Raw genomic sequence first — 25,815 nt, forward strand, 5'->3', positions numbered from 1 at the left:
CCTCCGCGCTCAAATCACGCGCGCTTCGTTGCGCAGGCAGTCGACCAGTTCATCGACGGAATTCACCAGCCGGCCTGCGGCACGCGCCGCCGGCTCTTCGGTGGACAGCACGACATGCCGCGCATCAATATTGACGCCGAGCTTGTCGGGCGTCGTGTTCGATACAGGCTTCTTCTTGGCTTTCATGACATCGGCCAGCGGTGCATATCGCGGCTCGTTGAGCCGAAGGTCCGTGGTTATCACCGCAGGAAGCTGCAGACGGATAACCTGCAAACCGCGATCGACTTCGCGCGTCACGCGGACTGCGCCTTCGGCGATCTCGACGCTCGAGGCAAACGTGCCCTGCGGCCAGCCGAGCAAGGCCGCCAGCATCTGACCGGTCTGGTTCGCGTCGTCATCGATGGCCTGCTTGCCGAGCAGGACGAGTTCGGCTTTCTCTTCCAGAGCAAGAGCACGCAGCAGCTTTGCGACGGCGAGCGGCTCGACCGGGGCTGCGGCTTCGACAAGGATTCCCCTGTCTGCGCCCATCGCCAGGCCCGCCCGAAGCGTATCGACGGCCTGAGCCGGACCGATCGACGCCAGCACCACTTCGCTCGCCACACCCTTTTCGCGCAGCCGCACGGCTTCCTCGACGGCAATCTCGTCAAACGGATTCATCGTCATCTTGACGTTTGCGGTTTCGACGCCGGATTTATCGGCCTTTACGTGCACCCGCACATTCGGGTCGATCACACGTTTTACGGCGACCAGGATTTTCAAACGGCCACTCCTGTCTGCGCTGTCGTCGGCTGCACCGAAAGGTTCAACGACTGGATATTCGATACGTCCTTCAGTCCTTCGAGCTGGCCGAGCAGCCGCCCCATCGGCTCTTGCGGAAACGCGGCCGTCAGACGAGCAAATCTCTGACGCAGCTGAGTTTCGTCGAGAGGCATTTCCGGACAGCCGATGAAACTCGACGGAGCGCCCGCGAATACGCGGCCGTCCTTGAGCGAGACGCGGACCCGTGTCGCCCAACCTTTAAGCTCGGGATCGGCCTTCAATTCGACGCGGCCGGCCAGGTCCTGGACGCGGGCATCCTTGATCGCGTCCACCGTCAATACGAAGGGATCGTCCATATCGAAAAAGCTGGCGAAGGACAGCATGAACGGCAGGCTGTACTGAGCCAGCGCAAGATCGCCGCCGGGTTCCCGATCGGCATGATTGGACGCAAGCTTTTTCGGAACATCGGCGTGGATCGACGCAATATGCGATCCGTCGAAGCCGTGCTCGGACATCCAATCCCTGAGCATCTGCACCGGCGCCTGCGCCGTGACATGGCAGGCATAGCGCTTCAGGCAAAGTTTCTCGATTTCGTAACGCGTGCCGAGGCCATCGATCAGCTGCGAACTGTCGGAATGTTCCGCGAAATTCTCGAGCACGCCGAAATGGCCTTCAAGAACATCGCTCGGGCCTTCATAGCCTGCCATCGCCAGACGCGCCGCCGACACACCGCTCTGCCCGGCCCGGCCAAGATGCAGCCGCTTGATCATTCCGCCGTCGCCGGAGGCCGCGAAACGAAGCAGACCGCCGGTCATCGAGCCCGAAATGGCGAAGGCATTGGCCATCTGGCTCTTGTTTAGCCCCATAAGCCGGCCGCACGCGACCGCAGATCCAAACACGCCTGTAATGCCCGGAGCGTGGAAGCCGCGCGCTTCGGCGCTGTGCAGCGTCGCAAGGCCGATGCGGAACATGACTTCACAGCCGGCAACGATTGCAGCCAGAACCTCAACGCCGCTTTTACCGAGCGCCTGCCCCATCGCCAGCGCGGGAAGAGCCACCGTTGCACCCGGATGAGCGCCGACCCCCGGCTTGCGCAGCGAATCCAGCTCGAACGCGTGAGCAAATGTTCCGCCGAGAAGCGCGGCAGTGCCGGGATCGGTCTTCACGGAAAGGCCCGGCACCGGCGTTAAGCCGGCCGGGCGCTCCGTCGCATCGACAACGATCCGCGACCACGGGAACAGACTGCCGAAAAAGGCGCAGGCGATTGCATCGGTCAGGCAGTGACGCGCGGCGCGGAGCGCCGATTGCGGAATCTGCTCGGCCTTCAATTCGACGGCAAAGCTTGCAAGAGCGGCGGTCTTGCCGCCGGTCTCCGCATTTGTCGTTTCGACCTTCTTCATGTCGGCCCCTGCCTCATCCGTCTCAGGCGGCTTTCGCCGTCTTTGCGAACTCTGCCGCGCCCTGGCCGGCAAGCCGGCCGAAAGTGGCGCCGGACATCAGGCCCGTTCCGCTGGCGTAGTTTTCGAAGAACAGGCCGCCGACCATTTCGCCCGCGGCGTAAAGGCCATCAATCACTCCGGAATACGCATCCTCGACCTGAGCCGACGGCGTGACCTTGATCCCGCCGAAGGTGAAGGTCACACCTGTCGTTACGTGGTAGGCGTGATAGGGAGGCGTATCGAGCGCATTCGCCCAGTTCGTCTTGTCGATCGCAAGCCCGGTGGTCGAGCGGCCATCGCGAATGTTCGGATCGAACGCGACGTCGGATTTGCAGGCCGCGTTGAACGCGTAAACGGTCTCCAGGAACTGCTTCTTGTCGACGCCTTCCAGCTTCTCGGCCAGCCCCTCGAGCGTGTCCGATTCCGCCTTGGTCACCCGGCGAATGCGGTATTCCGAACGCAGGAGGTGAGACACTTTCGAGTCGAAGACCTGCCAGACGAACATGCCCGGCTGCTTCATGATCTCGCCGCCATATTTTGCGTATGTATGGCTGTGGAAATTGGCGCCTTCGTCGACATATCTCTCGCCGCGCGCGTTGACCATGATGCCGAAGGGATAGTTGTGCTTCTGGAACTGATCGCCGACGCTGAGATCGCCGGTCGGAGGAGCGTTGACGTCCCAGGCGACCGAATGGCAGCCGGACCAATTGCCGTGCGGCTTGGCGCCGGCGTCGAGCGCCATTGTGAGACCGCGGCCCATGTTGAAGCGCGTGCCGCGCACCTTCGCCATGTCCCAGCCCTGCCCGAGGTAGCGGGCACGCATCTCGGTGTTGGATTCGAAGCCGCCGCAGGCAAGGATGACAGCGCCGGCATTGATGGTGACGCCGCGTCCCTTCAGCTGCGCGCGGACGCCTGTAATGCGTCCGTTCTCCTCGATGAGACTCTGCGCCGGGCAATCATAGACGATCTCGATTCCGCGCTTCTCGACGTTCTTGTACAGCGCCTCCATGAGACCCGGGCCGCCGCCGGAAATATGCAGGGCAAGTCCGCCCCAGAACCGGAACTTGCCGTCGACCTTGAAGGCCTGACGCCCCAGGCCCGGACGAAGCTCGACGCCCTGACGCGCGACCCAAATGGCCGTCTCAAGACTGCTGCGCACCAGGACCTCGCAAAGCTCCGGATCGGTGCGGTAGGAGGTCAGCTCGTACATGTCGTCGAAGAACTGGTCGGTCGTGTAGGTACCGAAATCGATATTGGCCAGATCTTCCTGATCGAGGGTCGGGCACACTTTGCGCAGATCGTCGAGCGACTCATAGGCAAAGCGGAACGCGCCGCCGGTGAACACCGAATTGCCGCCCCTCTCCTCAAAGGGCGCCGCCTCGATGATCAGAACGCTGGCTCCATTCTCATGCGCTGAGATCGCCGAGCACAGAGCGGCATTTCCAGCGCCAACGACCAGGACATCAACCTGCTTCGATGCGAGTTCGTCTACGTTCATCGCCTCACCCACTTTTTGGTATACCATGGCATTCTACGCACAGCATCTCTTTGCCTGCAAGCGGATTTCGGAAGATCGAGACCGTGAAGGAACAACTGTAGCCAAGGCGTCACGCATCGCTCCGCGGCCGCAGACATTCCCGCGGCGGTTTCACTCTCCGGGACGCCGCAAAAATCAGTGGACTGACAGCAGCGCGGTCAGCTGCCGCGCGTCCGGCAGCCGTTCGAGATTCATGACGGCGTCGATCAGCTGCTGCTGGTGCCCCGCCGGCAACACTTTTGCCGACAGCTTGCGGAATTTGTCGAAGATGTCCTCGTCACTTGCGAAGGATTTTTCGCTGCCGCGCGGCGCTTCGCGTTCCTCATGGTGGACGCTGCCATCCTTCAGATGGACCTCGACCCGGACCTTGTGCCTGAAATTGGACCCTTGAGCGGTGATCGCCGGATCGTGGAGAACGGTGACTTTCTTCAGAAGCTGCATGCGCTCCGGATCCGCCACCAGCTCATCCTTGAACTGATCGACGAACACATCGCCATCGAGCAGCAAGGTCGCGACGCAGTAAGGCAGGTTCAGCTGCGCCGATGTCAGGCCCTCGGGCCGGTATTCCCAACCGACATGATCGACCGTGACCTGCGACCCGTGCACGACGATCTTGTCGAGCTCGGCGATCTCGAACGGCCGGCGTTCACGGATGGCGCGCACCGCATCCAGCGTCGTGTGATTTGAGCCGACACAGGAATAGAATTTCAGGGCGATCCGTTTCGTCTGGTAAACGGAACCGAAGCCCTTGCGCAGTTCTTCGAGATCGAAGCGATCGGTGGAGCGCGAGAAGGTCGTGCAGAAGCCGCCATAAGGCGCTTCGAACACATCGATGATGCCGGTAAAACCGTTTGCTGCGAGCAGAGCGCCGTAGAGCCCGCTCTGCGACGAACGGCCGGCATGCATGCGCTTCACCATGGCGCCGAACTGCGCTGCCATCAGACCGGCCGATTGCGTGCCGGCGATGCCGAGCGCGTGCACGGTCTGCTCGGGAGTGAGGTCCATCGCACGCGATGCCGCCGCCGCTCCCGCGAACACGCCGACCGTTGCGCCCGAATGCCATCCCTGCCCGACATGTTCCTGGCCCATGCAGATGCCGACGCGCGGGCCGACTTCATAACCGGCGAGCGCCGCCGCCAGGAAATCGCGTCCGGACAGACCGCCGCGATGGATATCGGTTGCCGCAAGAAGCGCCGGAAGCGTCACCGCGCCGACATGCAGCACGCCCTGCCGGTGGACATCGTCGAGCTCAAAACCCTGAATATGCGTCCCGTTGATGAGGGCGGCATGCGGCGCCGAGCTGCGGCGCGAGGTGCCGATAATGGTCGCAACTTCGCTCGTGTCGACGGCGCGCAGCGTATCCTGCAATATGCGCGACCATTGCAGGTTGGCGCTGTAGAGCGCACAGCCGAGAGAATCCAGAACGAGCAGTTTGAGCCGGTGCAGGACATCCGCCGGCACATCCTCGTATTGCAGTTTCGATACATAATCGGCGACGGCACGCGTGTACTCGTTACCAATGGAGGCGTGCCCCATGATCTATGCTCCCGATTCAAGAGATGTTGTTACGATCTTCGCGTCGAGCGCCTCATAATCGTAATAGCCGATGGTCTTGTAGAGATCGGATCGCGTCATCATGCGCTCGACGCTTTTTCCGACTTCCCCTTGCGTCTTCAGCTCGGATAAAAACGCCCGGATGGACGCCGCCGCGATACGGAACGCAGAGACCGGATAGATCACCAGCTCAAAGCCAAGCGCATTGAAATCCGAAAGCGAGGTCTGGGGCGTCCGGCCGAACTCGGTCATATTGGCGAGGAGCGGCGCCTTGATGCGTGCGCGGGCGGTGCGCATCTGTTCGTGCGAGGTCAACGCTTCGACGAATATAATATCGGCGCCCGCGGCAGCATAACGGTTGGCGCGCTCGATCCCTTCATCGAAGGATTGCGAGACCGCGTCGGTGCGCGCGCAGATCAGGATTTCCGATGAGGCCTGCTTTGCCGCCGAGATCTTGGCGCACATATCCTCGATGGGAACGATGGCCTTGTCGTTGAGATGGCCGCATTTCTTCGGAAGCTGCTGATCCTCGATCTGGATGCAGGCAGCGCCGATCTCTTCCAGCTCGCGGACGGTGCGCATCACGCTCAAGGCTTCGCCGAAACCCGTATCGCAATCGACGATCAGAGGAAGTCCCGAGGCCCGCACGACTTCGCGGGCGCGGCGCACAACATCCTCGAGCGTCAGCATTCCAAGATCGGGCAGCGCCATGGACGCGGAGACGGCGGCTCCCGAAAGGTACAGCGCCTCAAAACCCGCTTTCTTCGCCATGACCGCGGTAATGCCGTCGGGGGCACCTGGCACCGCGACGCTTTGCTTGCGGGCCAGAAGATCGCGCAATGCGGCGGCGCGATTGGCGCGCCCCTGTGTTTGGCCGTCCAGCCAGTCAATCGACATCTTTAGATTTTCCGTGTGCGTGATTTCAGGCCGAAACCAGATTCATGGTTTCCGCGAGTGCGCCGCGCTCATCGAACTTCATGAGCGTTGCAAACAGGCGCTCCGCCTTTTTCCCGCCGAGCGAGGGTTCGACAAGCGACATGAACTTCGCCTGGAACTGCTCCGTCGACATGGGATTCTGCGGATGGCCGAGAAACAGCTTCGTCTCCGACTGCAGGTGCTCGCCGTCTTCGAGCCAGACATCCATATAGGCTTCGAATTGCGGCTGTTCGCGCTGCGGCTTCAACTCGACTTTCGGGAGAATGGCGCGGACCGCCGGATCCCACACCATCGGCTCATCGAAATCGGCGGCCACCATCTTGTAGCCGCAGAGAGCCGCGGCGATGCAGAAAGGCACGCTGAACTTGCACTCCAGAGGCGATTGGGGATTGGTCTTGCCGGCCGTGAACGGTGCGTTGTAGTGGACCTTGCTTTCGACGCGGGCGATCTTGCGGCCCCGGACCTTCTCGGTCAGTTTGTGGGCGGCGGTGATCGATGCATGGGTCGCGCGGCAGCAGGCGAACGGCTTGTAGCCGTTGTTGAGAAGCTCCCACCCGTCGCTGAAATCGATTTCGGGAATGATCGCGCGACGATCCTGAATAAGGGCGTCGAGCATGCCGTTCTCGACTTCAAACAGGCCTTTGGCCGCAACAAATCCCTCCGCGGCGAGATCGGCGGCGAGGATCCCGTTCATGGCCGACCGGCCCGCATGATAAGGCTTTGAGTCGCTGCCGAAGGACGCGACAAATCCGGCCGCAGATGTTGCCGCCGCGCTCAGCGCGTTGGCCGAACGCTCTTCGTCAAAACCCAAGAGCGTCGCGCTCGCGGCCGCCGCGCCGACGACACCGTTCACGCCCGTCGGATGAAACCCGCACTGCTGCATGTTGCGGCCGATGCCGCGAATGCCACCCGTGCCGAGATGCGCCATGACCTCATAGCCGGTGATGAAAGCCGAAAGAACGGCCGATTCACTGCTGCCGCGATGACCGCCAACGGCGAGCGCCGCTGACCATACAGGAGCGCTGATGTGCCCGGCGCCGCCGATATGCGTATCGTCATAGTCCTGGCAATGCGCCATCGTCCCGTTGACGAGAGCGGCCATGGCCGGATTTGTTTTTCCGCCGCGGATGACCTGGGCGGCGCCGGGCGCCTTCCATTGCTCGGCCACCGCTTTGGTGGAGCGTGCCGCAGGATCGCCGCTGCCGCCGATGGCGCAGGCAAAATAGTCGACCAGAGCGAGCTTGGCGGCGTGGATGATTTCGGACGGGTAGTCTCGAGTCCCCGCCTCCGCGACAAAGCTTGCGATCCGGTCGCCCCGTCCCGTCTCAACACTGGTCGCGCGCTGCGCCGTCACACTGCCCATGTCGCCCTCTTTTGGCTTCAGTCCTGCCCATCGCAACCGCGATAGCATGCTACTGTATACCATTTTATTTGGGGCACAAGCCGGGGCCGGCGCGGACACGCGCCCGGCGGCAAAGATTCTCGGAATGCCTTAGGAGTTTCCGTCCATCAGTGCGACCTGAAGGCGTGCGGCGAAGGCCGCCTTGATATGATCGGAGGACGCCTTCGCGGCGGCCGGACCGTTACGCGCCGCAATGGCTTCGGCCAATTTGCGGTGCTCCGCGACGACCGCGATTTGCCGTTCGGGAAGCACGAGAGAAGACCCGCGCCGGTCTGCGGCAACGACGTCATCAAGGCTCGTGCTGAAGCGGTGAAGATAGCGGTTATGAGCGGCGCGCCGGATCAGTTCGTGAAAGACCTTGTTGTGCTCATACATCGCCGCACGGTCGCCGATGAGAGCGGGCTCCTGCTCGGAATGGCGAATCAAGGCTGCAAGCTCAGGGCCCGAGCCATTGATGGCGGCCTGTGCCGCAAGCGCGCCTTCCAGCACTTCCCGGGAGGCGAACAGCTCCTTCAGCGCGTCGTCGTCGAGCGTCGCCACGACGAGCCCGCGGCGAGGATGGTAGGATAACAGGCCTTCCGCCTGCAGCCGCTGCAGCCCTTCCCGGGCAGGTGTGCGGCTTATCTTGAGCAGATCCGCGATGCGATATTCCGAAACGCGGTCGCCGGGGGCAAAGCCGCCGTTCTCAATTGCGTCGCGCACCGCGTCATAGGCCCGCTGCGCCAGCGGGACGTTATCTGCGGCCGTCTTCTTAATCCGCTCTCGTGCCATCAAGATCCCATAAGGCTAAGCCGTCCCCGGCGGTCGCGATCTTCCCTGCATACCATAATGGCATACCGGGACAAACCAGAGTCACTACAGGAAAACATCAACAACCCTCGGAAGGGTTAAACGCGCTCCACCGGAACGAAAGGTTTCCTTCTAAGAATTCCATGGTATACCATTTTACTCCGACACTGGGGGTAAGGGTAAAATCGATGGGTGAGGGGCAGGAGCAGGGCCGCGACAGAATGGAATATGACGTCGTGATCGTCGGCGCGGGCCCGGCGGGTCTCGCGGCGGCCATCCGTCTCAAACAGCTAAACCCCGCCTGCTCCGTCGTCATTCTGGAAAAAGGCGCCGCCGTCGGGGCGCATATTCTCTCCGGGGCGGTCATCGACCCGTCGGGACTGGACGAGCTTCTGCCGGGTTGGCGCGATGACGCCCCTGCTTCGATGACGAAGGTGACCGGCGAGCATTTTCTCGTCCTCAGCAAACGCAGAGCGTTCCGGCTGCCCAACTTTCTTATGCCTCCACTGATGAACAATCACGGGAACTATGTTGCATCGCTGGGAGACGTCTGCCGCTGGCTGGGTGAAAAGGCCGAGGCGCTCGGCGTCGAGATCTATCCGGGATTTGCCGCCACTGAGGTTCTTTACGACAGCGCCGGCGCCGTTATCGGCGTTGCGACCGGCGACACCGGCATCGGACGCGATGGACAGCCCCGGCCGGGATTTGCGCGCGGTATGGAGCTGGTGGGCCGATACACGCTGTTCGGCGAAGGCGCGCGCGGCTCGCTGACAAAAACGCTTCTTGCAAAATTCGGACTGGCGGGGGACCGCGCCGTCCCGAAGTTCGGCATCGGCATCAAGGAAACCTGGGAGATCAACCCTGCCCTGCACCGGCCGGGTTTCGTGCAGCACTCGTTCGGCTGGCCGCTGGACGCGCGCACGGGCGGCGGTTCTTTCCTTTATCACCTGCCGCAGAACCGGGTCGCGGTCGGGTTCGTCGTCCACCTCGACTATGCCAATCCGTTTATCTCCCCGTTCGAGGAACTTCAGAGATTCAAAACTCATCCCTCGATCGCGCCTCTCTTCAAGGACGCACGGCGCACGGGATATGGGGCGCGCGCCATCACCGAAGGCGGTTGGCAATCGGTGCCGAAGCTTGTTTTTCCAGGCGGAGCGCTGCTCGGCTGCGCCGCCGGCATGGTCAATGTTCCAAGGATCAAAGGCGTGCACAACGCCATGCGGTCCGGGATGCAGGCGGCCGGCCATGTCGCGGCGGCCCTTCAGTCCGGCAGATCCCATGACGAACTTACCGGCTATGAAGATGAATGGAGGTGGAGCCCGATCGGCAGAGATCTCCGGATGGTTCGCAATGTGAAGCCGCTATGGGCACGCTTCGGCACGTTCGCCGGTATTGCTCTTGCGTCCATAGACCTGTGGTTCAACACGCTGACCGGCGGATGGTCTCCCTTCGGGACGCTGCTTCACCGCAAGGCCGATCATAAAGCCCTCGATCCCGCCAACCTGCATTCGCCGATAGACTATCCGAAACCGGACGGCGTACTTACATTCGACCGGCTTTCATCGGTCTATCTTTCCAATACAAATCACGAAGAAGACCAGCCCAGCCATTTGCGGGTTGCAAACCTTGCGCTTCAGGTCGTGTCGGAACTTGGCGCTTATGCGGGCCCGTCCGCGCGGTATTGCCCAGCCGCCGTCTACGAATGGCAGGAGAAGAACGGGGCGCCCGACTACGTCGTCAATTTCCAGAACTGCGTTCACTGCAAGACGTGCGATATCAAAGACCCGAACCAGAACATCACATGGGTTCCCCCGCAGGGCGGCGACGGTCCGGTCTACCCGCAGCTATGAGCGCGGCATCCGGCTCCGTGCGATGATCGAACGGCCCGAGCGCTAAAAAACGGCGTCCGGCGTTGCGGCAAATCCCTGATCCAAATGGGCGAACCATCTCCGGCAGGATGTTCCTGACAGGCCATCCCTCGCCCGGCTCGTGCTAGCCGGCGGCATTTTTTCGATACAACCATTTACTGTATTGCCCGGATTGGTGCACAATCTATCCGGGAGGGGGCGATGGAAGAGCCGCGCATTGCGCTAATTGGGACGCGCCTTGCGCCCGGCATCGAGACGATGCGCTGGCTCTGCGAGCAGGGCCGCATCGCCTATGAAGAGCGCTCCCACCTTCCCGGACTCCACATTCCGATCTCGCGCTGGCGCGGCATTCCCGACGAGTTGCCGCTCGTCGCATCGCCGACCGGAACGACCGGAGGGTTGAGCGCAGCTCTTGCCGCATTCGATGCGCGCTGCCGCCCGGGCGAGCGCCTGTTCGGCGAAAGCGAAGCCGAGAGGATCGAGAACCGCGCCCTGATCGAGCGGCTGCGCACCGGCCTTCTGATCCCCGGCGTGAAAATCTATTACCGCCATATGCTCGAAGCCCGCCGGGCCGTGCTTGCCGGCGCGACACAGGGCATCCCGCTTTGGCAGAAGATTTTCGCGCAGGTCTTCTTCGGCCTCTGGCGCATGGGCATACGCCGCGGCCTTGGCCTCGAAAACTTCGATGAGAAGAAGGCTCGCGACGACATCGACGCGGTGTTCACCCTCGTCAAAACGCGCACCAAAGCAAAAGGCCCGTTTCTCGGCGGCGCATCGCCGGGCGGGCTCGACATCATCTTCGCCGCGGCGGCAGCGCCCGTTCTGCTGCCGGAAAATTACGGCGCTGCCCTCCCCGCCTTCGCCGATCTGCCGCCCGATTACCGATCGATCGTCAATGCCTGCCGCGCGACGCATGCCGGCGGGCTCGCGGCGCGCATCTATGCGACGCGGACAAAACCCCAGCTGCCGATGCAAAGGCCGCGCGAGGAGATGAAATCCATCCTCTCGCTGTTCCTTACCCCCGGCGTCCTGCGCGGGGGCGCGCGGCTGGCTGCGCGCTGGGCGCCGCGCCGGATCGGTTTCGGCAAGACCGTGCTCGCCTTCCGCTGGGCGGACGTCGCCGATATTCTGCGGCGCGACGGCGATCTTCTGATCGCGCCGATCAACGCCAAGCGCATCACGGCGGTTGCCGGTCCCTTCATTCTCGGCATGGACCGCTCGCCAGAGCTCTTCAAGCAGAGAGAGGCCGTCTATTCGGCGCTGCGCGGCGTCTCACCCGCGCCGATTGCCGACATTCTGAAGAAAGAGCCGCAGCGCCTTCTCATTGAAGCTGCGATCGCGCCCGGCAGCATCGATATCGTCAACGGTTACGCGCGCCCTGTGGCGGCGCGCGTCGCGGCCAGCCTGTTCGGCATCAAAGGGCCGAGCGAGGCCGAGCTGATGCGAGTGGCGCGCGCCGTCTTTCACGAGACCTTTCTCAATCTCGGCGACGATGGCGCTGTCCGCAACACGGGCATTGCCGCCGGCGCTGAACTGACAAAATGGATCGAGGAGGAATATGCGCGGCGGGAGACGCATGATGTCATCCGCGAGGATCTTCTCGGGCGGCTGATGATGCTTGCCCTCCGCAGGGAAATCCGCCGCGAGGAGGTCTCGCATATCCTGGCCGGGCTGCTCGTCGGCTCGATCGACACCACGGCAACGGCTGCCGCCAACATTGTCAGCGAACTCACCGCCAACCGGGACCTTGCAGAGGCCGTCGCGCGCGATGCCCTGAACATCGTCCGACTTCGCGGCTGGTGCGCAGAAATCCTGAGACGCCGGCCGCACAATCCCATTCTTTTGCGCGAGGCCACCGCCAATGCCGGTGTCGCCGGAACGCGGGTCGCGGCGGGCACGCGCGTCATCGCCGTGACGCTCTCGGCCATGCAGGATGCGCGCGTGTTCGGCAGTCCGGAAAAGATGAATCCGGATCGTGACCCTGCTCTGTACATGCATTTCGGCTACGGCATACATCTGTGCGCAGGACGCGATCTGAATGCCGTTCAGATACCGGCGCTGATCGCCGCGCTTTTGCCGTACCGCCCCTTCGCGCCGACAAAAATCCGCGATCGCGGCCCCTTCCCCGACGAACTCATCCTGAATCTGGAGCCGAGGGCATGACCCACGCTTTGGTCACGAGCGCCATTCCCTTCTCGTATGCGCGGGCGGACGCTGTCGACGCTGTCCTCGCTCAGGCGGTTCCGGATCTTCGCAGCGGCGGCGCCGTCCGCGATGCCCTGCGCGGCAAGAGCCTGCATTTCACCACCATCACCGTCGTCCGTGGCGATATCGGTGAACCCACTTATCTTGTCTTCGAGATCAGCGCCGACGGCACACCCGATGACGCCTGGAATGTGGTCGGCGAAAATCTCGCGCCGTGGATCGAACGGGTTTTCAACGCCGCCGGCCTTCAGCCCAAAACGCCGTTTGCAAAATTCCTCGCCCGTCACCGGGTAAAGACCGGGACCGGCCTGTTCGACGTGCCGGGGCTCGATTTCAGCGGCACGCCGGGTATGTCGGTCGGACGCATTCTCGACGAATACGAACTGGCGCGCGAGATCCGCACTTTTCTCGACAAGAACCCGCCTTTGGGCTCGCCGCTCCAGCTTGTCGGAACGATCCGCAAGCATATCGAAAGCAAAAACTATCTGGAGACCAAGAGAGCCGATCTCACACCGCTTCTGTCGGCCGCGCCCGTCGATCGGCTCGTTTCGGTGAAAGGCGCCGGGATCGATCCCGGCTTTGTTCTCGGGCTTCTTGTGCCTCTGCTTCTGAAATTTTTCTGGCCGCTGCTGATCGTGCTCGCCGCCTTCGTCATCGGCGCGACTGCGCTGGTCTATTGCACAAGTCATTGGTCGCTGGCGGCAGTGACCTTCTTCACAGCCCTGATCGCCAGCTTTCTTCTCGTTCTCGGCGCTGCCATCGCGGTCTATCTCGGCCTGCGGCGCCTGGAAGAAGCGAACACGCCCGACGACCGTCAGCCGGATGCGCAGGTGATGCAGGAGGTCTCGGCTTACGAAAACTGGTCGCAGCAGAACCATCTCGCGGGCATTTCGATCATGCAGCCCGGCAGGCTGCGCGGGCTGACGCTGCGCCTTGCGTTCTGGGTCATCGCCCAGATGGCCGCAAAACGCTTCCGGCCCGGCTTTCTCGGCGAGATCAACACCATCCATTTTGCCCGCTGGGTGATGCTGCCGAAGACAAACAAGCTGCTGTTCTTCTCCAACTATGGCGGCAGCTGGGAAAGCTATCTCGAGGACTTCATCACCAAGGCCTCATTTGGTCTGACCGGTGTGTGGAGCAACACGATCGGCTTTCCGCGTGCCCGCAATCTTTTTCAGGACGGCGCGACCGATGGCGACCGTTTCAAACGCTGGGCCCGCCGCCAGCAGCAGCCGACGCGTTTCTGGTACAGCGCCTATCCGAACCTCACCACCGCACGCATCCGCACCAATGCCGTCATCCGCCAAGGCCTGTGCACGGCCTCGACGGAAGACGAGGCCGCAGCCTGGCTCGGCCTGTTCGGATCAAAAATCCGTCCGGATACGCTGCTCGAAACCGACGACATCCAGACGCTGCTATTCGGCGGTCTGAGCCGTCATCCTTTCGCGGCCTGCCTTCTGTTCCAGCTTCCCGACAACCCGTTCGCGACCGTTCCCTGGCTCGCTTCGATCGAGCCGAAAATCTCGTTCGGAGATCAGCCGCCGGACGACAAGGTTCTGATCTTTGGGCTCACTGCGGCGGGCCTTGCCAAACTCGGGCTCGAACAATCGGTGCGCGATCAATTCCCGACGGCGTTCCGCACCGGCATGCACAGCGCCGGCCGCTCGCAGATCCTCGCCGACACAGGCGATGACAAGCCCGCGAAATGGATGTGGGGCGGACAAGGTGAGGCCGACGGCGCGTTTCTTGTTTATGGCGCCGATCAGGTAACGCTCGATATGGAGACAATCTCGCTCACATCCGGCCTTACAAATATCGGCGGCACGGTAATCCACCGGATCGATCCAACGCCGCTGCCGGCGCGCAAATCGGGTGAGAGCGGTGTGCAGGTCGCGTTCGAGGCGTTCGGTTTTGCCGATGGCGTCTCTCAGCCGATCGTCAAAGGCACACGGCGATGGCTGCGTGAATCCGATGCCATTCACGCGGTCGAGCCGGGAGAATTCATCCTCGGCTATCCGGACAGCCGCGGATTTTTCCCTCCGTCACCGCAAGTCACAGCGTCCGCCGATCCGCATAACCGGCTGCCGCTGTCCGATCCGCGGCATTCGCGCGGCACCTATCAGCCCGATTTCAATTACAGCGGCGCCAATGCGGCGCGCGATCTCGGACGCAACGGTTCTTTCCTCGTCATCCGCCAGCTCGAACAGAATGTCGGGGCGTTCAACACCTATCTCGAAACGGCAGCGAAGACCTACGCGAACCATCCGGCCGTGCCGCGGACGCTGCCGAAATCTCTGCTGCCGGAATGGATCGGCGCCAAGATCGTCGGCCGCTGGAAGAACGGCACCTCGCTCGTGCGCTATCCTCACAGGCCGGGGAGCCCGCAGCCGGGCCAGCAGCACGCCCGTCCGGACAATGAATTTCTCTACGGTGCGGAAGACCCGACGGGCGAGCGCTGCCCGCTCGGCTCGCATATCCGCCGCACCAATCCGCGCGACAGCCTTGCGCCCGGATCGAAGGACGAACTCTCGATCGTCAACCGCCACCGCATTTTGCGCGTTGGAAGATCTTACCACGCCGAAGGAAGCGGCGATCCCGAAGCGAAGGATCCCGGCCTTCTCTTCATGTGCCTGAACGCCGATATCGAACGGCAGTTCGAATTCATCCAGCAGACCTGGTCGATGAGCTGGCAATTCCACGGGCTTGAGAACGAGGCAGATCCGATCCTCGGCCGCGGCGAAACGCGCAAAGACCGCGCCTCGCTCGCACGGCTGACCATGCCCTCACCGCGCGGGCCGTTGCATCTCACGGGCTTCCAGGATTTCGTGAAGGTGCGCGGCGGCGCCTACTTCTTCATGCCCGGCCACAGAACGATCCGATATATGGCCGGCATCTGAGGATCAGGAAAAAACCTGATCGGCCAGAGCCCGCACGCGGGTAAAGGCGGCCTCGGCTCCGGCGATCACCCGCGCCTCTTCCGCCTCATCGATCTCGATGCTGTCGAGCGCCGCGGTGAAGGTGCGCCACTGCAGGCCCCTTCCTTCCGGCGCGCCGGCCAGATGCCGCGCGCCGAAGGTCTCGGATAGGCCGAGCTTCTGCGCTTCCTTGATAAGGAAGGCGGCGCCGAGATTTGAACCTTCGGCGACATAGAGCCAGCCGAGCGCGGTCGGGATGTCGGCCTCCGTGCCGAAACCCCACGGAGTCGTCTCCGCAAGCGGTTCGAGGCCGAGGTCCGTGAGATCCTGCGAGACATGACCGAAGCGGCGGCGGCCCTGAAGATCGGGCAAGAGCGCATCGAGCTGCGGGTTGGAATAGAGCGCGTCGATTTCGCGGTGGAAGGCATGCTGCATCTGGACGAAGCGGCCATAGCGCGCGCGATCGGCAAAAGCCCCGGCGCTCATGATCCGCTTGTCCAGCCGGTCATGAGTTGCGGATGTTGCCGCTTTCAGCCTTTGCCAGCGCCCGCCCGTTTCAACAGCAACATTCATATTCCACCCGCCTCAAGCCCGGGGTGGCGCCCAAGGCGCGCACCCTCCCGTCTCTAAAGACGATCCATAGACGTGATCTCCCACCCCGGGCGAAAAATTTTTTAGAGCGTTTCCAGCAGGCTGCCCGGACAGGAGCGCCCCGCCGGCCGCTCCGATCCGCAAAGTTTGCAACCCTAGGGCTACTCTGTCGCATGCGTCCTCGCCCAGGTCTGGCACGGCCGGTGCAAGGCTTTAGGCGACGGAAGGGGAGAGTTGAGTATGGAACAGTCTGAAATTCACTCGCACGAAGCCGAATATTGCCAGCTGCAGGCCGACTATTTCTCGGAGCTCGCCGAACAGGCGGCCAATCTCAGCGAATGTTCCTATTACCGCGAACTGGAGCTGATTTGGCGTCAGCGGGCGCGCTCGCAGCTGTTCCACAGTGTCCCGGGCCTGAGAGCCGGTTGAACCGCCCCGCAGGTGCAGATGACGCGATCGACCTGACGCTGAAACGCAAAAGGCCCGGCACAAGGCCGGGCCGATGACGCTGCCGGGACTAAATTTAGTCCTCGTCGTCTTCGTCCTCATCGTCTTCTTCGCTGATTTCTTCGAGAACGGCCTTGGCGCTTTCCTTCACTTCGAAGGACGCACCGGGGACATGGATACGGCTGCCGCTCTTCAGTTCCTCGACCGCCAGCACCACCGATCCATCGATATGGATCGGATTTCCGTCACTCAGTGTGAAAATTGCGAACATGCCGCTCTCCTTGCGAATCTCCCCGTATCTTAACGACCCGGAGCCGCAGCGCCGATAACAGGCGATTGCAAAAATCGCGTGTCCGGCGCGTGACAAAGATGAGGCAGAAGAAAAAGGCGGCGGACAGCTGGGATCTGTCCGCCGCACTGGGAGCCTTACCCTAATCGCGGGGGCTTATCCGCGAGTCAGGTAAGGTAGTACCTCCATGACGCCGCGATAGCTCATATCCGTCGCGACGTAGACGATGACGGCAAGGCCGACAAACGCGATCCAGCGGTGCTTCTGCAGCAAGTTTGCGATGAAGGATGCTGCAAAGCCCATCAGCGCGATGGCGAGCGCAAGGCCGATGACGAGGATCGAGGGATGCTCGCGCGCGGCGCCCGCAACTGCGAGCACATTGTCGAGCGACATCGACACGTCGGCGATGATGATCTGCCACACGGCCTGCGCAAAGGTCTTGCGCGGCGGCGCGCCGCCCGAGATCGATCCATCGTGATTGACGACGAAATTGCCGCCATGTCCGCCGGCAGCCGCCATGCCGCCTGCCCTGACCGGCCGCAGCTCAAGCCACATCTTCCACGAGACGTAGTAGAGAAGAAGCCCGCCGACCAGAAGAATGCCGACGATCTGCAGAAGCTGCGTCGTCGCCAGAGCAAAACCGATACGCATAACCGTCGCGGCAATGATGCCGATGACGATGACTTTGCGGCGCTGGTCCAATGGCAGGCCCGCCGCCGCAAGTCCGATGACGATCGCATTATCGCCCGCAAGGACGAGGTCGATCATGATGACCTGGAGCAATGCCGTCAGGGCATCGGCTGTAAACAATTCGCTCATAAACGACCCTCAATCGCTGAGGGGCCGTAAGCACAATTGCGCCATGTCTTCGCATGCGTCGAACTGCACTCGGGCCCCGTAACACGGGAAACAGTCCGACATCGCAGTTCTTTCGAACTGCCAGAGGGGCCCGGCCAGTCGCTTTTTCGGTCAGAGGGAGAGGAGCGCTTCGATGCTCGCAAAATCGGAAAGAATGGCGGCGCAGAAACCGAGTACCAGGAAACTCCCGGCGACATCCCACACCGACAGCGAACGCTGCTGGCGCATTCCACGAAACCACGCAACCGCCGCCACCACACCGCCCGCCACCAGCATGACGCTGGCGAACACCGGCAGGACAAGCCCTGTCGGCGCGATGAAGATGGAAACCGCTGCTGCGAACACCACGAAGAAGGTCATGAAATCCATCAGCGCTTGCGGAGTCAGACGAAACTGATTCCGGCGTTGCAGGACATCGACTTTCGCGCGGCTATGCACTGTCTTTCCCTCTCAACCGATCCGGAACCGTATTTCGGCTCCGGCACGATATGATGAGGATTAGATGACCGCGCGCGCTTCGTGCATTCGTATCGATCGGGCCGTATAACTACGGTGCCGTGCGGCCAAGCTGGATGGCCTGCCGCACGAGGATGGCGACGCTTTCCGCCGCCATTTTGTCCATGATCTGTGCGCGGTACGACTCGACCGTGCGGGTCGAGAGCCCCAGCCTGTCGGCGATGGCGTGCGAGGTAAACCCGGCGACGACAAGATCGAAAACCTCGGTCTGGCGCGGCGTCAGCCGGGAAAATTTCTGATCGAGATCGCGCGCGCGCTGAACGTCGCGATTGGTGTCTCTCTGCGGCGCAATCGCGCGATTGATGGCTGCGACCAAAGACGCATCGTCGACCGGCTTTTCGATGAAATCCGCTGCACCCGCTTTGATGCCGGCAACCGCCATCGGCACATCCGCATGGCCCGAAATCAGAATGACCGGAACGCTGCGGCCGCCGGCCATGCATTGGCGGACGAATTCGATGCCGTCGATCCCGGGCATGCGCACATCGCAGACGATGCAGGCGGGCTCGTCGGACGATCCGCCGGGATGACGCTCAAGAAATGTTTCCGCCGATTCAAACGTTTCGGCAGTAAAACCGAACACGCTCAGCATTTCGGCGATTGCGTTACGCACCGCCGTCTGATCGTCGATGATGAAGATCTTTGTCACCGCCCTAACCCATTCAACGTTTCAGAGGCACCCAGAAGCGAAATTCGGTTGCGCCCGGCTTTCCGCTTTCAAGCCGGATCTGTCCGCCATGCGCTTCTACTATGTTGGCGCAGATGGCAAGGCCAAGACCGAGCCCGTCGCCTTTCGATGTCTTCAGCGGCTCGAACAGGCTCTTGGCTCTTTTCGGCGGAACGCCGGGACCATTATCGCGGACGAAGAATTCGACGCGCTCCGGATCGCTCTTTTTCACCGCACCGAGTTCGATGCGGCCCTGGATCGTCGGCGCCGAGCGAATCGCCTGCGCCGAATTGTGGATGAGATTCAAAAACACCTGATTGATCTGCACCGGATCGACATCGACGAAATATTCCTCGCCAATCTCCGAGCCGATCGCAATGTCACCCGGAATCTGCGAACGCGACAGCATCGGTGCGCGCGCCAGAAGATCATGCGTCGAGGTGCGTTTCAGATCGAGCTGACGCCGCTTGAGAAAATCGCGCATTTTGCGCAGCACCGCGGCGGCATGATCGACCTGCACGATAACGGTGCCGAGATTTGTCGAGGCGCGCGGGAGATCGGGCTTCTCCGAATCGATCAGAACCTGCGAAGAGCGCACAAGAGCGCGGATCGCCGTCATCGGCTGGTTGATCTCGTGCGCCAGCGCCGAGGCCATGCCTTCGACGATGGCAAAGCGCTCGGCCTGGACGTTCGCTTCCTTTGCCTTCTGAAGCTCGGCTTCCGCCTTGCGCGCCAGATTGTCCGCCCTGATGCGCGCATTCACTTCGGCGCCGACAGACAAGCCCGCCGCCGTCAGCGCCAGCATGGTCGTCTGGAATTCGAAAAAGGCGTCGGCCCCCGCGCCCATGGCGTGCAGCATGATGCCAAGACCGAACTGAATGCCGGCAATGGCAACGCACGCGCCGTCAAACCCGTAACGCACAGCGGTAATGACGATGGGCACGACGAGAATATAGGCCTCATCGAGGCCGGTCTGGCTGATGACCGCAAGCGTCAGGCCGATGGCGAGAACATGCAGCGGCGCTTCCGCATATTTCGCGACATTGCCGCGGCGGAAGAGATTGTCGTAATTCATCCGCAAGAGGCGCAGCGCCAGCGGCGTCATCACCATAATGCCGGTGAGATCGCCGACAAACATCTGCAGCATGATGCTGCGCTGCTGGACAAGACCGGGGATGAAGGTTGCGGACAGGAGAGCCGCGGAAATCAGCGAGGCAATGGCACCGACCGCAGCAAGCGTTCCGATATCGCGGACGCGGTCGAACTCAAGACCGTCGCGCACAATGGAGCGGATGGCGGCCGCCGCCATCGTATAAATGCCCGACGCAATCGCCGCGATGATCGTGACCACCGGCCAGGGCGTGCGCATTTCGAGCAGGAAAAGTTCGGAGGCAAGGATCGCGGCAAACAGCACAAAGCCGTAAGCAAGCCGCCGCGCCAGCATGAAGGCGAACAGAACGCCGAGGCCAGGATTCCACGGCGAGACGGGAAGTCCACGGAAATCCTGCAGGAACGAAAACCATTCCAGCAGGAGGTAGACGAGAATGAGAAGGATCGCGAGGACAAGGCGCACCCGGATCGCGCGGGGCCAGCCGAGAAGTTCCGTAAAATTCCAGCTACGGTTTGCGTCCAACGACTGGGCCTCGTCTCCGCCGCAAAACCTTAAGCCGGGGACCGGCGCGGGTTCGGGGAGCTTTCGCGCCCTTGTTCTATAAGTCCGGACGAATAACAAGATTAACCGGCACTGACCGGCGGCAGTACAGCCAAAGGGATTAGTCGGTGAACCCGCGGCTTTCCGCCTGGTGATAGCGCTGGCGCGCGACGCCGACATGGCGGCGCATCAGAAGCTCGGCGAGATCGCCGTCGCGGTTCTGAATGGCTTCCAGAATGCGCTCATGGTCCTGATGCGATTTGCGCTGACCGGGAATGCTCCAGGTTTTGTAACGGCACATGCGGATCAGCGAATAAAGATCGCCGCACAAAAGACGCTGCAGACGGCTCGAGCCGCTCGCCATCGCGATGCGGTAATGGAAGTCGTCCTGCTCGATGCCTTGCGAATAATCGGTATCGGCATTGCTTTTGCCGAAATCGCGCTGGCGGACGAGAAGATCGGCGATATCGGCGAGTTCCGCATCATCGCCGCGCTCGGCGGCAAGACGGGCCGCGAGGCCCTCGAGCGAACCGCGCACTTCATAGAGTTCGACGAGATCGTCTTCGCTCAGCTCGACGACCCTCACCCCGGAATGGGCCGTTCGCACGGCGAGCGAGCGGCCTTCGAGACGGCGCAGCGCCTCGCGCAAAGGACCGCGGCTGACGCCGAACCGCGCCGCCAAAGCCTCCTCGCCGAGCTTTGCTCCCATCGGGATGCGGCCGCTCACAATCTCCGCTTCGAGGAGATCGAATGTCCGGTCCGCCTGCGTTTGCACATCCATGATTGTAGACAATGTTGCCCTATAAGGACTGGTTTTGACCCATAGACCATGGTCATAGGCAGTCTTTGTTGACAATCCCTTTCTTCGGCTGAATTATGAATGCAATCGGTCACGAGCGCCAAGCCCGGGCCGCAAACGGGGACAAACCCCAAATTGGGAGGAACATGATGAAATTGCATCGAAAGGGCGTTCTCGCCCTGGCGTCGGGCGTGCTTTTCGCCCTCGCCGGCAGTGCTTTCGCCCAGGATCCCGCCTACCCCGCCTACCCGCACAAAACGGTGACTTTGATCACCTCGTCGGGTCCCGGCGGCGGCGGCGACGTCTTCCTGCGCAATCTCGTGAAAACGCTCGGCCCGAAATGGGGAATTAATTTCGTCGTCGAGAACGTGCCCGGCTCGGGCGGCGCCAATGCGATGCGCCGCATCGTCGAAGGCCCGGCCGACGGCTCTCTTCTGTATGGCGTGTCGACCCAGCACGTGGTCGTCACCGTGCTCTCCGACCCGCCCTACAAATACACGGACATGCAGCCGATCGTGAACGTGCTGTACGATTCGCCGATCTTCTTCGTGCGCACCGAAAGCCCGTTCAAGACCCTTCAGGACGTCGTCAAATACGCCAAAGACAATCCGGGCAAGCTGAAGTTCGGCGCCGGCACGGCCGCCTCGATCGACCGCATGGTCGTCGAGACGTTCAAGGCCCGCACCGGCCTCGATATGGTTGTCGCAACGCATGACTCGGGCGGCCAGCTGACGCTGAACGTCCTGTCCGGCGCCGTCGATATCGGCTCGGGCGATGCGCAGGAAGTCCAGTCGCAGGTGGAAGCGGGCAAGATCCGCATTCTCGCCGCCGTCATGGACAAGCGCATCGGCAATTATCCCGATGTACCGACAGCCAAGGAACAGGGTGTCGACGTCACCGCCACCGGCTGGCGCGGCCTCGTCGCCAAGAAAGGCACCCCGCCGGAAATCGCCCAGGCCTGGGAAAAGGCGATCCAGCTCGTGCTTGAGGATCCGGAATACAAGGCGTTCTACACCAAGAACAACGGCATCCCGGCCTATCTCCCGGCGAAGGACTTCGATGCGCTGACGAACAAGTTCGCAGCGGACATGGACAAGTTCTTCACCGAAATGGGTCTGAAGAAAAAAGCGAACTGACGCGAAACGGGAGTGACGGTGATGTTCAAGAACGCTGGCGCTGGCGCCGTACTGCTTGTGCTCTCCCTGGGCTATTACATGGCCGCCGACGCCATGCCGTCCAGCATTCTGGACACCACCGTCACATCCTCCGCTTTCCCGAAACTTCTGGCGATCCTCGGCGCGGTTCTGTCCGCGGCGCTGATCGTCCAGAACATCTTCACCGTCGTGACCGCCGGACGCCCGGCCGTCGATCCGGATGAGCCACAGCTCAGCTTCTGGGAACAGCACCGCCGCGCGCTCGGCTTGCTTGCGATCGTCGGCCTCTTCATCGTTGCCCTGGAAGTCGTCGGCTATCCGGTCGCGATCGGTTTCCTCATCCTCGCCGTCTCCGTTTACCAGGGCTATCCGCTGTCCTGGACTTCAGTCGGTGTTGCCGTCGCCGGTGGCCTCTTCTTCTGGCTGTTCTTCATGGTCCTTCTCGGCATCCACATGCCGCTCGGCATTGTCGGCAAACTCTTCGCCGGTGCCGGACTTCACTTTCCGTTCGCCTGAAACCGCAGCGCGCCTGACGTACATATCTGGAGCACACGCACATGGACGGACTTAAAATCGCGCTGCAGACGGTCTTCGAGACCCCGGCCGTTTTCTACGCCTTTGCGGGCGTCGCCTGGGGCATTATCGGCGGCGCGCTGCCGGGCCTGTCGGCCTCGATCACCATGGCGCTCCTCCTGCCGTTCACCTTCGGCATGGACCCGACCATGGCGATCATTCTCCTCGCCTCCACCTATGTCGGCGCCGAATATGGCGGCTCCATTCCGGCCATTCTCATCAAGACGCCGGGCACGAGCGCCGCGGTCACGACCGTCATCGACGGTTATGAGATGCACAAGCAGGGCCGCAGCGGCGAAGCGCTCGGCATTTCGCTGATGGCCGGTGTCGTTGGCGGGCTGATCGGCATGATCCTCGTCGTTGCGCTGACCGAGCCGCTGTCGAACGTTGCTTTCTATTTCACGGCGCCCGCTTATTTCGCGCTCGGCGTGTTCGGCCTCAGCCTCATCGCGACCCTCTCCGAGGGCTCGCTGATCAAGGGCTTCCTTGCCGCGATCATCGGCCTTGCGATCTCGACCATCGGCATCGACCCGCTATCGGGCGTGCAGCGCTTCACCTTCGGATCCGCTGAACTTCTCGGCGGCATCGAGCCGATCCTCGTCCTGATCGGCATGTTCGCGATGGCCGAACTCTTCGAGCAGACGAGCCAGCCCGATTGGGACAAGGCCTCGCATACCATGCGCATCAAACTGCCGAACCTTAAAACCTGGAAACGCATCTGGCCGGCAACACTCATCGGCACCGGCATCGGCACGTTCGACGGGGTGACACCCGGCGGCGGCGCGACGCTCGCCTCGTTCCTCTCCTATAACGAAGCCAAACGCTGGTCGAAGCATCCGGAAGAGTTCGGCAAAGGCTCGCCCGAAGGCATCGCCGCGCCGGAAGCCGCCAACAACACGGTTGCCGCAACCGCCCTCATCCCGACGCTCACCTTCGGCATTCCGAGCTCGGGCTCGACCGCCGTTCTTCTCGGCGGCCTCATCCTGCACGGGCTCGAACCCGGCCCGGCGCTTCTGACGAAGAACCCGGAATTCGTGTACGGACTTTTCGGCGGCCTCTTCGTCGCCAATCTCTCGCAGCTCGTGCTCGGCATCGTCATGCTGCCGCCGTGCATCTGGCTCGTGAACCGGCCCAAAGCATTTCTGATGGCCTTCATCATCGCGCTGGTGTCGTCCGGTGTGTACTCGGTCAACCAGAACATCGCCGACGTTGGCATCATGGTCGGCATGGGCGTGCTCGGCTACGTCATGCGCATGTTCAAATTCCCGATCCTGCCGCTGGTGCTGGCCCTCGTCCTCGGCAGCATCGTCGAGCGCAATTATCGCCGCGCCGTCGATCTCGGCTATGGCGAACATTCGATCTTCTTCACCGATCCGCTTTCGGCCGTCCTTCTCGGACTGACCGTGCTGTTCATCGCGGGCTCCGCTTATGTGACCTATGCCCGCAAGCAGAAGGCCAAGGCCGAAGCGGACCTCTCCCTTTCTTCCGCAAAAACTTAAATCTCAATCCGGAGTTAGAAATGACAAGTCTCAGAGAGCGCATCGGCATCGACCTCGGCCAGCGCAACAAGATCGAAGACGGCCTTGCCGCCGCCGTCAAACACGACGTCAAATATCTCGATCTGAAGGTCGACGTTGCGCCGAATGCGATCGAAACGCTGACGCCGGAACGCATCAAGGGCATCCGCGAGATCTGCGATAAGCACGGCATCCATGTCGGCATTCACACCATGTCGGCCGTCAACATGGCCGAAGTCGCGCCGCATGTGCGCGACGGCGTCGAACGCTATCTGTTCGGTCATATGGACGCCTGCAAGAAACTCGGCGGCGAATGGATGGTGATCCATGCCGGCTATCACTTCACGTCCGATGTGAAAATGCGCATGGAAGCCGGCGTCGAGCGCATTCAGCGTCTCGTCGACTACGCCGAAAAGATCGGCCTCACCCTGCTCCTCGAAAACATGAACTGGGAGCCGGACGATGCGGAGGTCCACTACCTCGCGCACAATGTCGAAGAGACAAAATATTATTTCGACCGCCTCGACTCGCCGAATCTGCGCTGGGCGTTCACCGCAAACCACGCGCACATTGTCGAGGACGGTGTCGATGCGTTCCTCGCGGCCTTCGACATCAAACGCTGCGATGAAGTGCGCCTCGCCGATTGCTGGCGTAACGGCAAGGAAGAACATCTTCTTCCCGGCCAGGGCGATTTCGATTTCCCGGGCCTCTTCAAGAAGCTCGATAAGCTCGGCTTCACCGGCCATTACATGAACGCGTTCGGCAGCCTGCAGGACATGATCGACGGCCGCGAGAAACTCGCAAAGCTCGGCTGAAGAATTAAGGTGCGGGACGACCACTCCGGGCGGCTTCGGCCGCCCGGATTTTTTATTCCGGCCAGTGCGCGAACCAGTCGAAGCCGACGGCGATCAGCACATAGCGGACAAGCTTGCCGAGAGTCACGAGCAGGAAGAAGTGCTTGAAGTTCGTGCGCAGGAGACCTGCGACGACGGTGATGATGTCGCCGATCAGCGGCAGCCAGGTCAGCAGAAGAATCCAAACGCCGTAGCGGTTGAAGCGGTCTGACGCGCGCTCGATCTGCGCCTCTGTCGCCGGAAACCAGCGTCGTCCGGCAAGATCGGACACGAGATAGCCGATCACATAATTGACGATGCCGCCGATGACATTGCCGAAGGTCGCCGCGGCAACGAGCGCCCAGGGCTCGCCCTGCCCCGCCGCCAGAAAGCCGCCGAGAACAAGCTCGGACGATCCCGGCAGAAAGGGCAGAAATGTTCCCGCGATCAGCGCCGCGGTGAACATCCAGGCATAGCTCGCAAGCTCATCCACGACCGGAATCCTCAGAAGAAATC

General features: G+C 62.0%; 23 protein-coding genes. 8 read left to right on the forward strand and 15 right to left on the reverse strand.

The genetic code is table 11. The annotated features are described in order from the left end of the window. Positions 1 to 9: 9 nt before the first annotated feature. The 7 genes from IZ6_RS09935 to IZ6_RS09965 all read right to left on the reverse strand — a co-directional run bounded on the left by IZ6_RS09935 (position 10) and on the right by IZ6_RS09965 (position 8,398). The gene (locus IZ6_RS09935) at positions 10 to 759 is read right to left on the reverse strand and encodes an electron transfer flavoprotein subunit beta/FixA family protein (RefSeq protein ID WP_222874904.1); all 750 of its coding nucleotides are present in this window, start codon (positions 757 to 759) and stop codon (positions 10 to 12) included. Continuing rightward, complete coding sequence (locus IZ6_RS09940) at positions 756 to 2,159, reverse strand: MmgE/PrpD family protein (RefSeq protein WP_222874905.1); 1,404 nt, start codon at positions 2,157 to 2,159, stop codon at positions 756 to 758. Before IZ6_RS09940 ends, IZ6_RS09935 begins: the two co-directional genes overlap by 4 nt. 22 nt (positions 2,160 to 2,181) lie before the next feature. After that, complete coding sequence (gene tcuA / locus IZ6_RS09945) at positions 2,182 to 3,696, reverse strand: FAD-dependent tricarballylate dehydrogenase TcuA (RefSeq protein ID WP_222874906.1); 1,515 nt, start codon at positions 3,694 to 3,696, stop codon at positions 2,182 to 2,184. A gap of 174 nt (positions 3,697 to 3,870) precedes the next feature. Further along, positions 3,871 to 5,271 carry an MmgE/PrpD family protein gene (locus tag IZ6_RS09950; protein ID WP_222874907.1) on the reverse strand — a complete coding sequence of 467 codons (1,401 nt, stop codon included), beginning with the start codon at positions 5,269 to 5,271 and terminating at the stop codon, positions 3,871 to 3,873. A 3-nt stretch (positions 5,272 to 5,274) separates the two neighbouring features. Beyond that, a complete protein-coding gene (prpB, locus tag IZ6_RS09955) occupies positions 5,275 to 6,186 on the reverse strand; it encodes a methylisocitrate lyase (RefSeq protein WP_222874908.1) in 912 nt (303 codons plus the stop codon). A 25-nt stretch (positions 6,187 to 6,211) separates the two neighbouring features. Further along, a complete protein-coding gene (locus tag IZ6_RS09960) occupies positions 6,212 to 7,588 on the reverse strand; it encodes an MmgE/PrpD family protein (protein WP_222874909.1) in 1,377 nt (458 codons plus the stop codon). A gap of 129 nt (positions 7,589 to 7,717) precedes the next feature. Continuing rightward, positions 7,718 to 8,398, reverse strand: a complete 681-nt coding sequence (locus IZ6_RS09965; RefSeq protein WP_222874910.1) for a GntR family transcriptional regulator — start codon at positions 8,396 to 8,398, stop codon at positions 7,718 to 7,720. 206 nt (positions 8,399 to 8,604) lie between these two features. Between IZ6_RS09965 and IZ6_RS09970 the strand changes: the two genes are divergently transcribed. From IZ6_RS09970 to IZ6_RS09980, 3 genes are all read left to right on the forward strand, one after another. Next, positions 8,605 to 10,266 (forward strand): electron transfer flavoprotein-ubiquinone oxidoreductase, encoded by a 1,662-nt coding sequence (locus tag IZ6_RS09970; protein WP_222874911.1) that lies wholly within the window; start codon positions 8,605 to 8,607, stop codon positions 10,264 to 10,266. A 219-nt stretch (positions 10,267 to 10,485) separates the two neighbouring features. Beyond that, the gene (locus tag IZ6_RS09975) at positions 10,486 to 12,447 is read left to right on the forward strand and encodes a cytochrome P450 (protein WP_222874912.1); all 1,962 of its coding nucleotides are present in this window, start codon (positions 10,486 to 10,488) and stop codon (positions 12,445 to 12,447) included. Then, positions 12,444 to 15,386, forward strand: coding sequence for a Dyp-type peroxidase (locus IZ6_RS09980; RefSeq protein WP_222874913.1), 2,943 nt, complete (start codon positions 12,444 to 12,446; stop codon positions 15,384 to 15,386). The genes IZ6_RS09975 and IZ6_RS09980 overlap by 4 nt, the downstream gene beginning before the upstream one ends. 3 nt (positions 15,387 to 15,389) lie before the next feature. Here the strand turns inward: IZ6_RS09980 and IZ6_RS09985 are convergent, their stop codons facing one another. Continuing rightward, positions 15,390 to 15,977, reverse strand: coding sequence for a biliverdin-producing heme oxygenase (locus tag IZ6_RS09985; RefSeq protein ID WP_222874914.1), 588 nt, complete (start codon positions 15,975 to 15,977; stop codon positions 15,390 to 15,392). A gap of 258 nt (positions 15,978 to 16,235) precedes the next feature. On the opposite strand from IZ6_RS09985, the gene IZ6_RS09990 reads away from it, so the two are divergent. Continuing rightward, complete coding sequence (locus IZ6_RS09990; RefSeq protein WP_222874915.1) at positions 16,236 to 16,424, forward strand: hypothetical protein; 189 nt, start codon at positions 16,236 to 16,238, stop codon at positions 16,422 to 16,424. A gap of 94 nt (positions 16,425 to 16,518) precedes the next feature. Here the strand turns inward: IZ6_RS09990 and IZ6_RS09995 are convergent, their stop codons facing one another. The 6 genes from IZ6_RS09995 to IZ6_RS10020 form a co-directional block, all read right to left on the reverse strand. Beyond that, entirely contained in the window at positions 16,519 to 16,713 is a 195-nt protein-coding gene (locus IZ6_RS09995; RefSeq protein ID WP_222874916.1) for an FHA domain-containing protein, read from the reverse strand. 174 nt (positions 16,714 to 16,887) lie between these two features. Further along, positions 16,888 to 17,550, reverse strand: a complete 663-nt coding sequence (locus tag IZ6_RS10000) for a TerC family protein (protein WP_222874917.1) — start codon at positions 17,548 to 17,550, stop codon at positions 16,888 to 16,890. Positions 17,551 to 17,700: 150 nt separating this feature from the next. After that, positions 17,701 to 18,027, reverse strand: coding sequence for a hypothetical protein (locus IZ6_RS10005; protein ID WP_222874918.1), 327 nt, complete (start codon positions 18,025 to 18,027; stop codon positions 17,701 to 17,703). A gap of 109 nt (positions 18,028 to 18,136) precedes the next feature. Next, the gene (locus tag IZ6_RS10010; protein ID WP_222874919.1) at positions 18,137 to 18,754 is read right to left on the reverse strand and encodes a response regulator transcription factor; all 618 of its coding nucleotides are present in this window, start codon (positions 18,752 to 18,754) and stop codon (positions 18,137 to 18,139) included. Positions 18,755 to 18,767: 13 nt separating this feature from the next. Further along, positions 18,768 to 20,405 carry an ATP-binding protein gene (locus IZ6_RS10015; protein ID WP_222874920.1) on the reverse strand — a complete coding sequence of 546 codons (1,638 nt, stop codon included), beginning with the start codon at positions 20,403 to 20,405 and terminating at the stop codon, positions 18,768 to 18,770. Between the two features lie 139 nt (positions 20,406 to 20,544). Continuing rightward, positions 20,545 to 21,204 carry a GntR family transcriptional regulator gene (locus IZ6_RS10020; protein WP_222874921.1) on the reverse strand — a complete coding sequence of 220 codons (660 nt, stop codon included), beginning with the start codon at positions 21,202 to 21,204 and terminating at the stop codon, positions 20,545 to 20,547. 164 nt (positions 21,205 to 21,368) lie between these two features. On the opposite strand from IZ6_RS10020, the gene IZ6_RS10025 reads away from it, so the two are divergent. The 4 genes from IZ6_RS10025 to IZ6_RS10040 are packed head-to-tail and all read left to right on the forward strand — an operon-like array spanning position 21,369 to position 25,281. Continuing rightward, a complete protein-coding gene (locus IZ6_RS10025) occupies positions 21,369 to 22,358 on the forward strand; it encodes a Bug family tripartite tricarboxylate transporter substrate binding protein (protein WP_222874922.1) in 990 nt (329 codons plus the stop codon). 21 nt (positions 22,359 to 22,379) lie between these two features. After that, positions 22,380 to 22,892: a tripartite tricarboxylate transporter TctB family protein gene (locus IZ6_RS10030; protein ID WP_222874923.1), complete on the forward strand. Its 513-nt coding sequence runs from the start codon at positions 22,380 to 22,382 to the stop codon at positions 22,890 to 22,892. A 41-nt stretch (positions 22,893 to 22,933) separates the two neighbouring features. Further along, positions 22,934 to 24,448: a tripartite tricarboxylate transporter permease gene (locus IZ6_RS10035; protein WP_222874924.1), complete on the forward strand. Its 1,515-nt coding sequence runs from the start codon at positions 22,934 to 22,936 to the stop codon at positions 24,446 to 24,448. Between the two features lie 20 nt (positions 24,449 to 24,468). Further along, positions 24,469 to 25,281 (forward strand): sugar phosphate isomerase/epimerase family protein, encoded by an 813-nt coding sequence (locus tag IZ6_RS10040; RefSeq protein WP_222874925.1) that lies wholly within the window; start codon positions 24,469 to 24,471, stop codon positions 25,279 to 25,281. A gap of 52 nt (positions 25,282 to 25,333) precedes the next feature. Here the strand turns inward: IZ6_RS10040 and IZ6_RS10045 are convergent, their stop codons facing one another. Next, positions 25,334 to 25,792 (reverse strand): YqaA family protein, encoded by a 459-nt coding sequence (locus IZ6_RS10045; protein ID WP_222874926.1) that lies wholly within the window; start codon positions 25,790 to 25,792, stop codon positions 25,334 to 25,336. Between the last annotated feature and the right edge of the window lie 23 nt (positions 25,793 to 25,815).

This window comes from Terrihabitans soli (assembly GCF_014191545.1).
GTDB classification, from domain to species: domain Bacteria; phylum Pseudomonadota; class Alphaproteobacteria; order Rhizobiales; family Methylopilaceae; genus Flaviflagellibacter; species Flaviflagellibacter soli.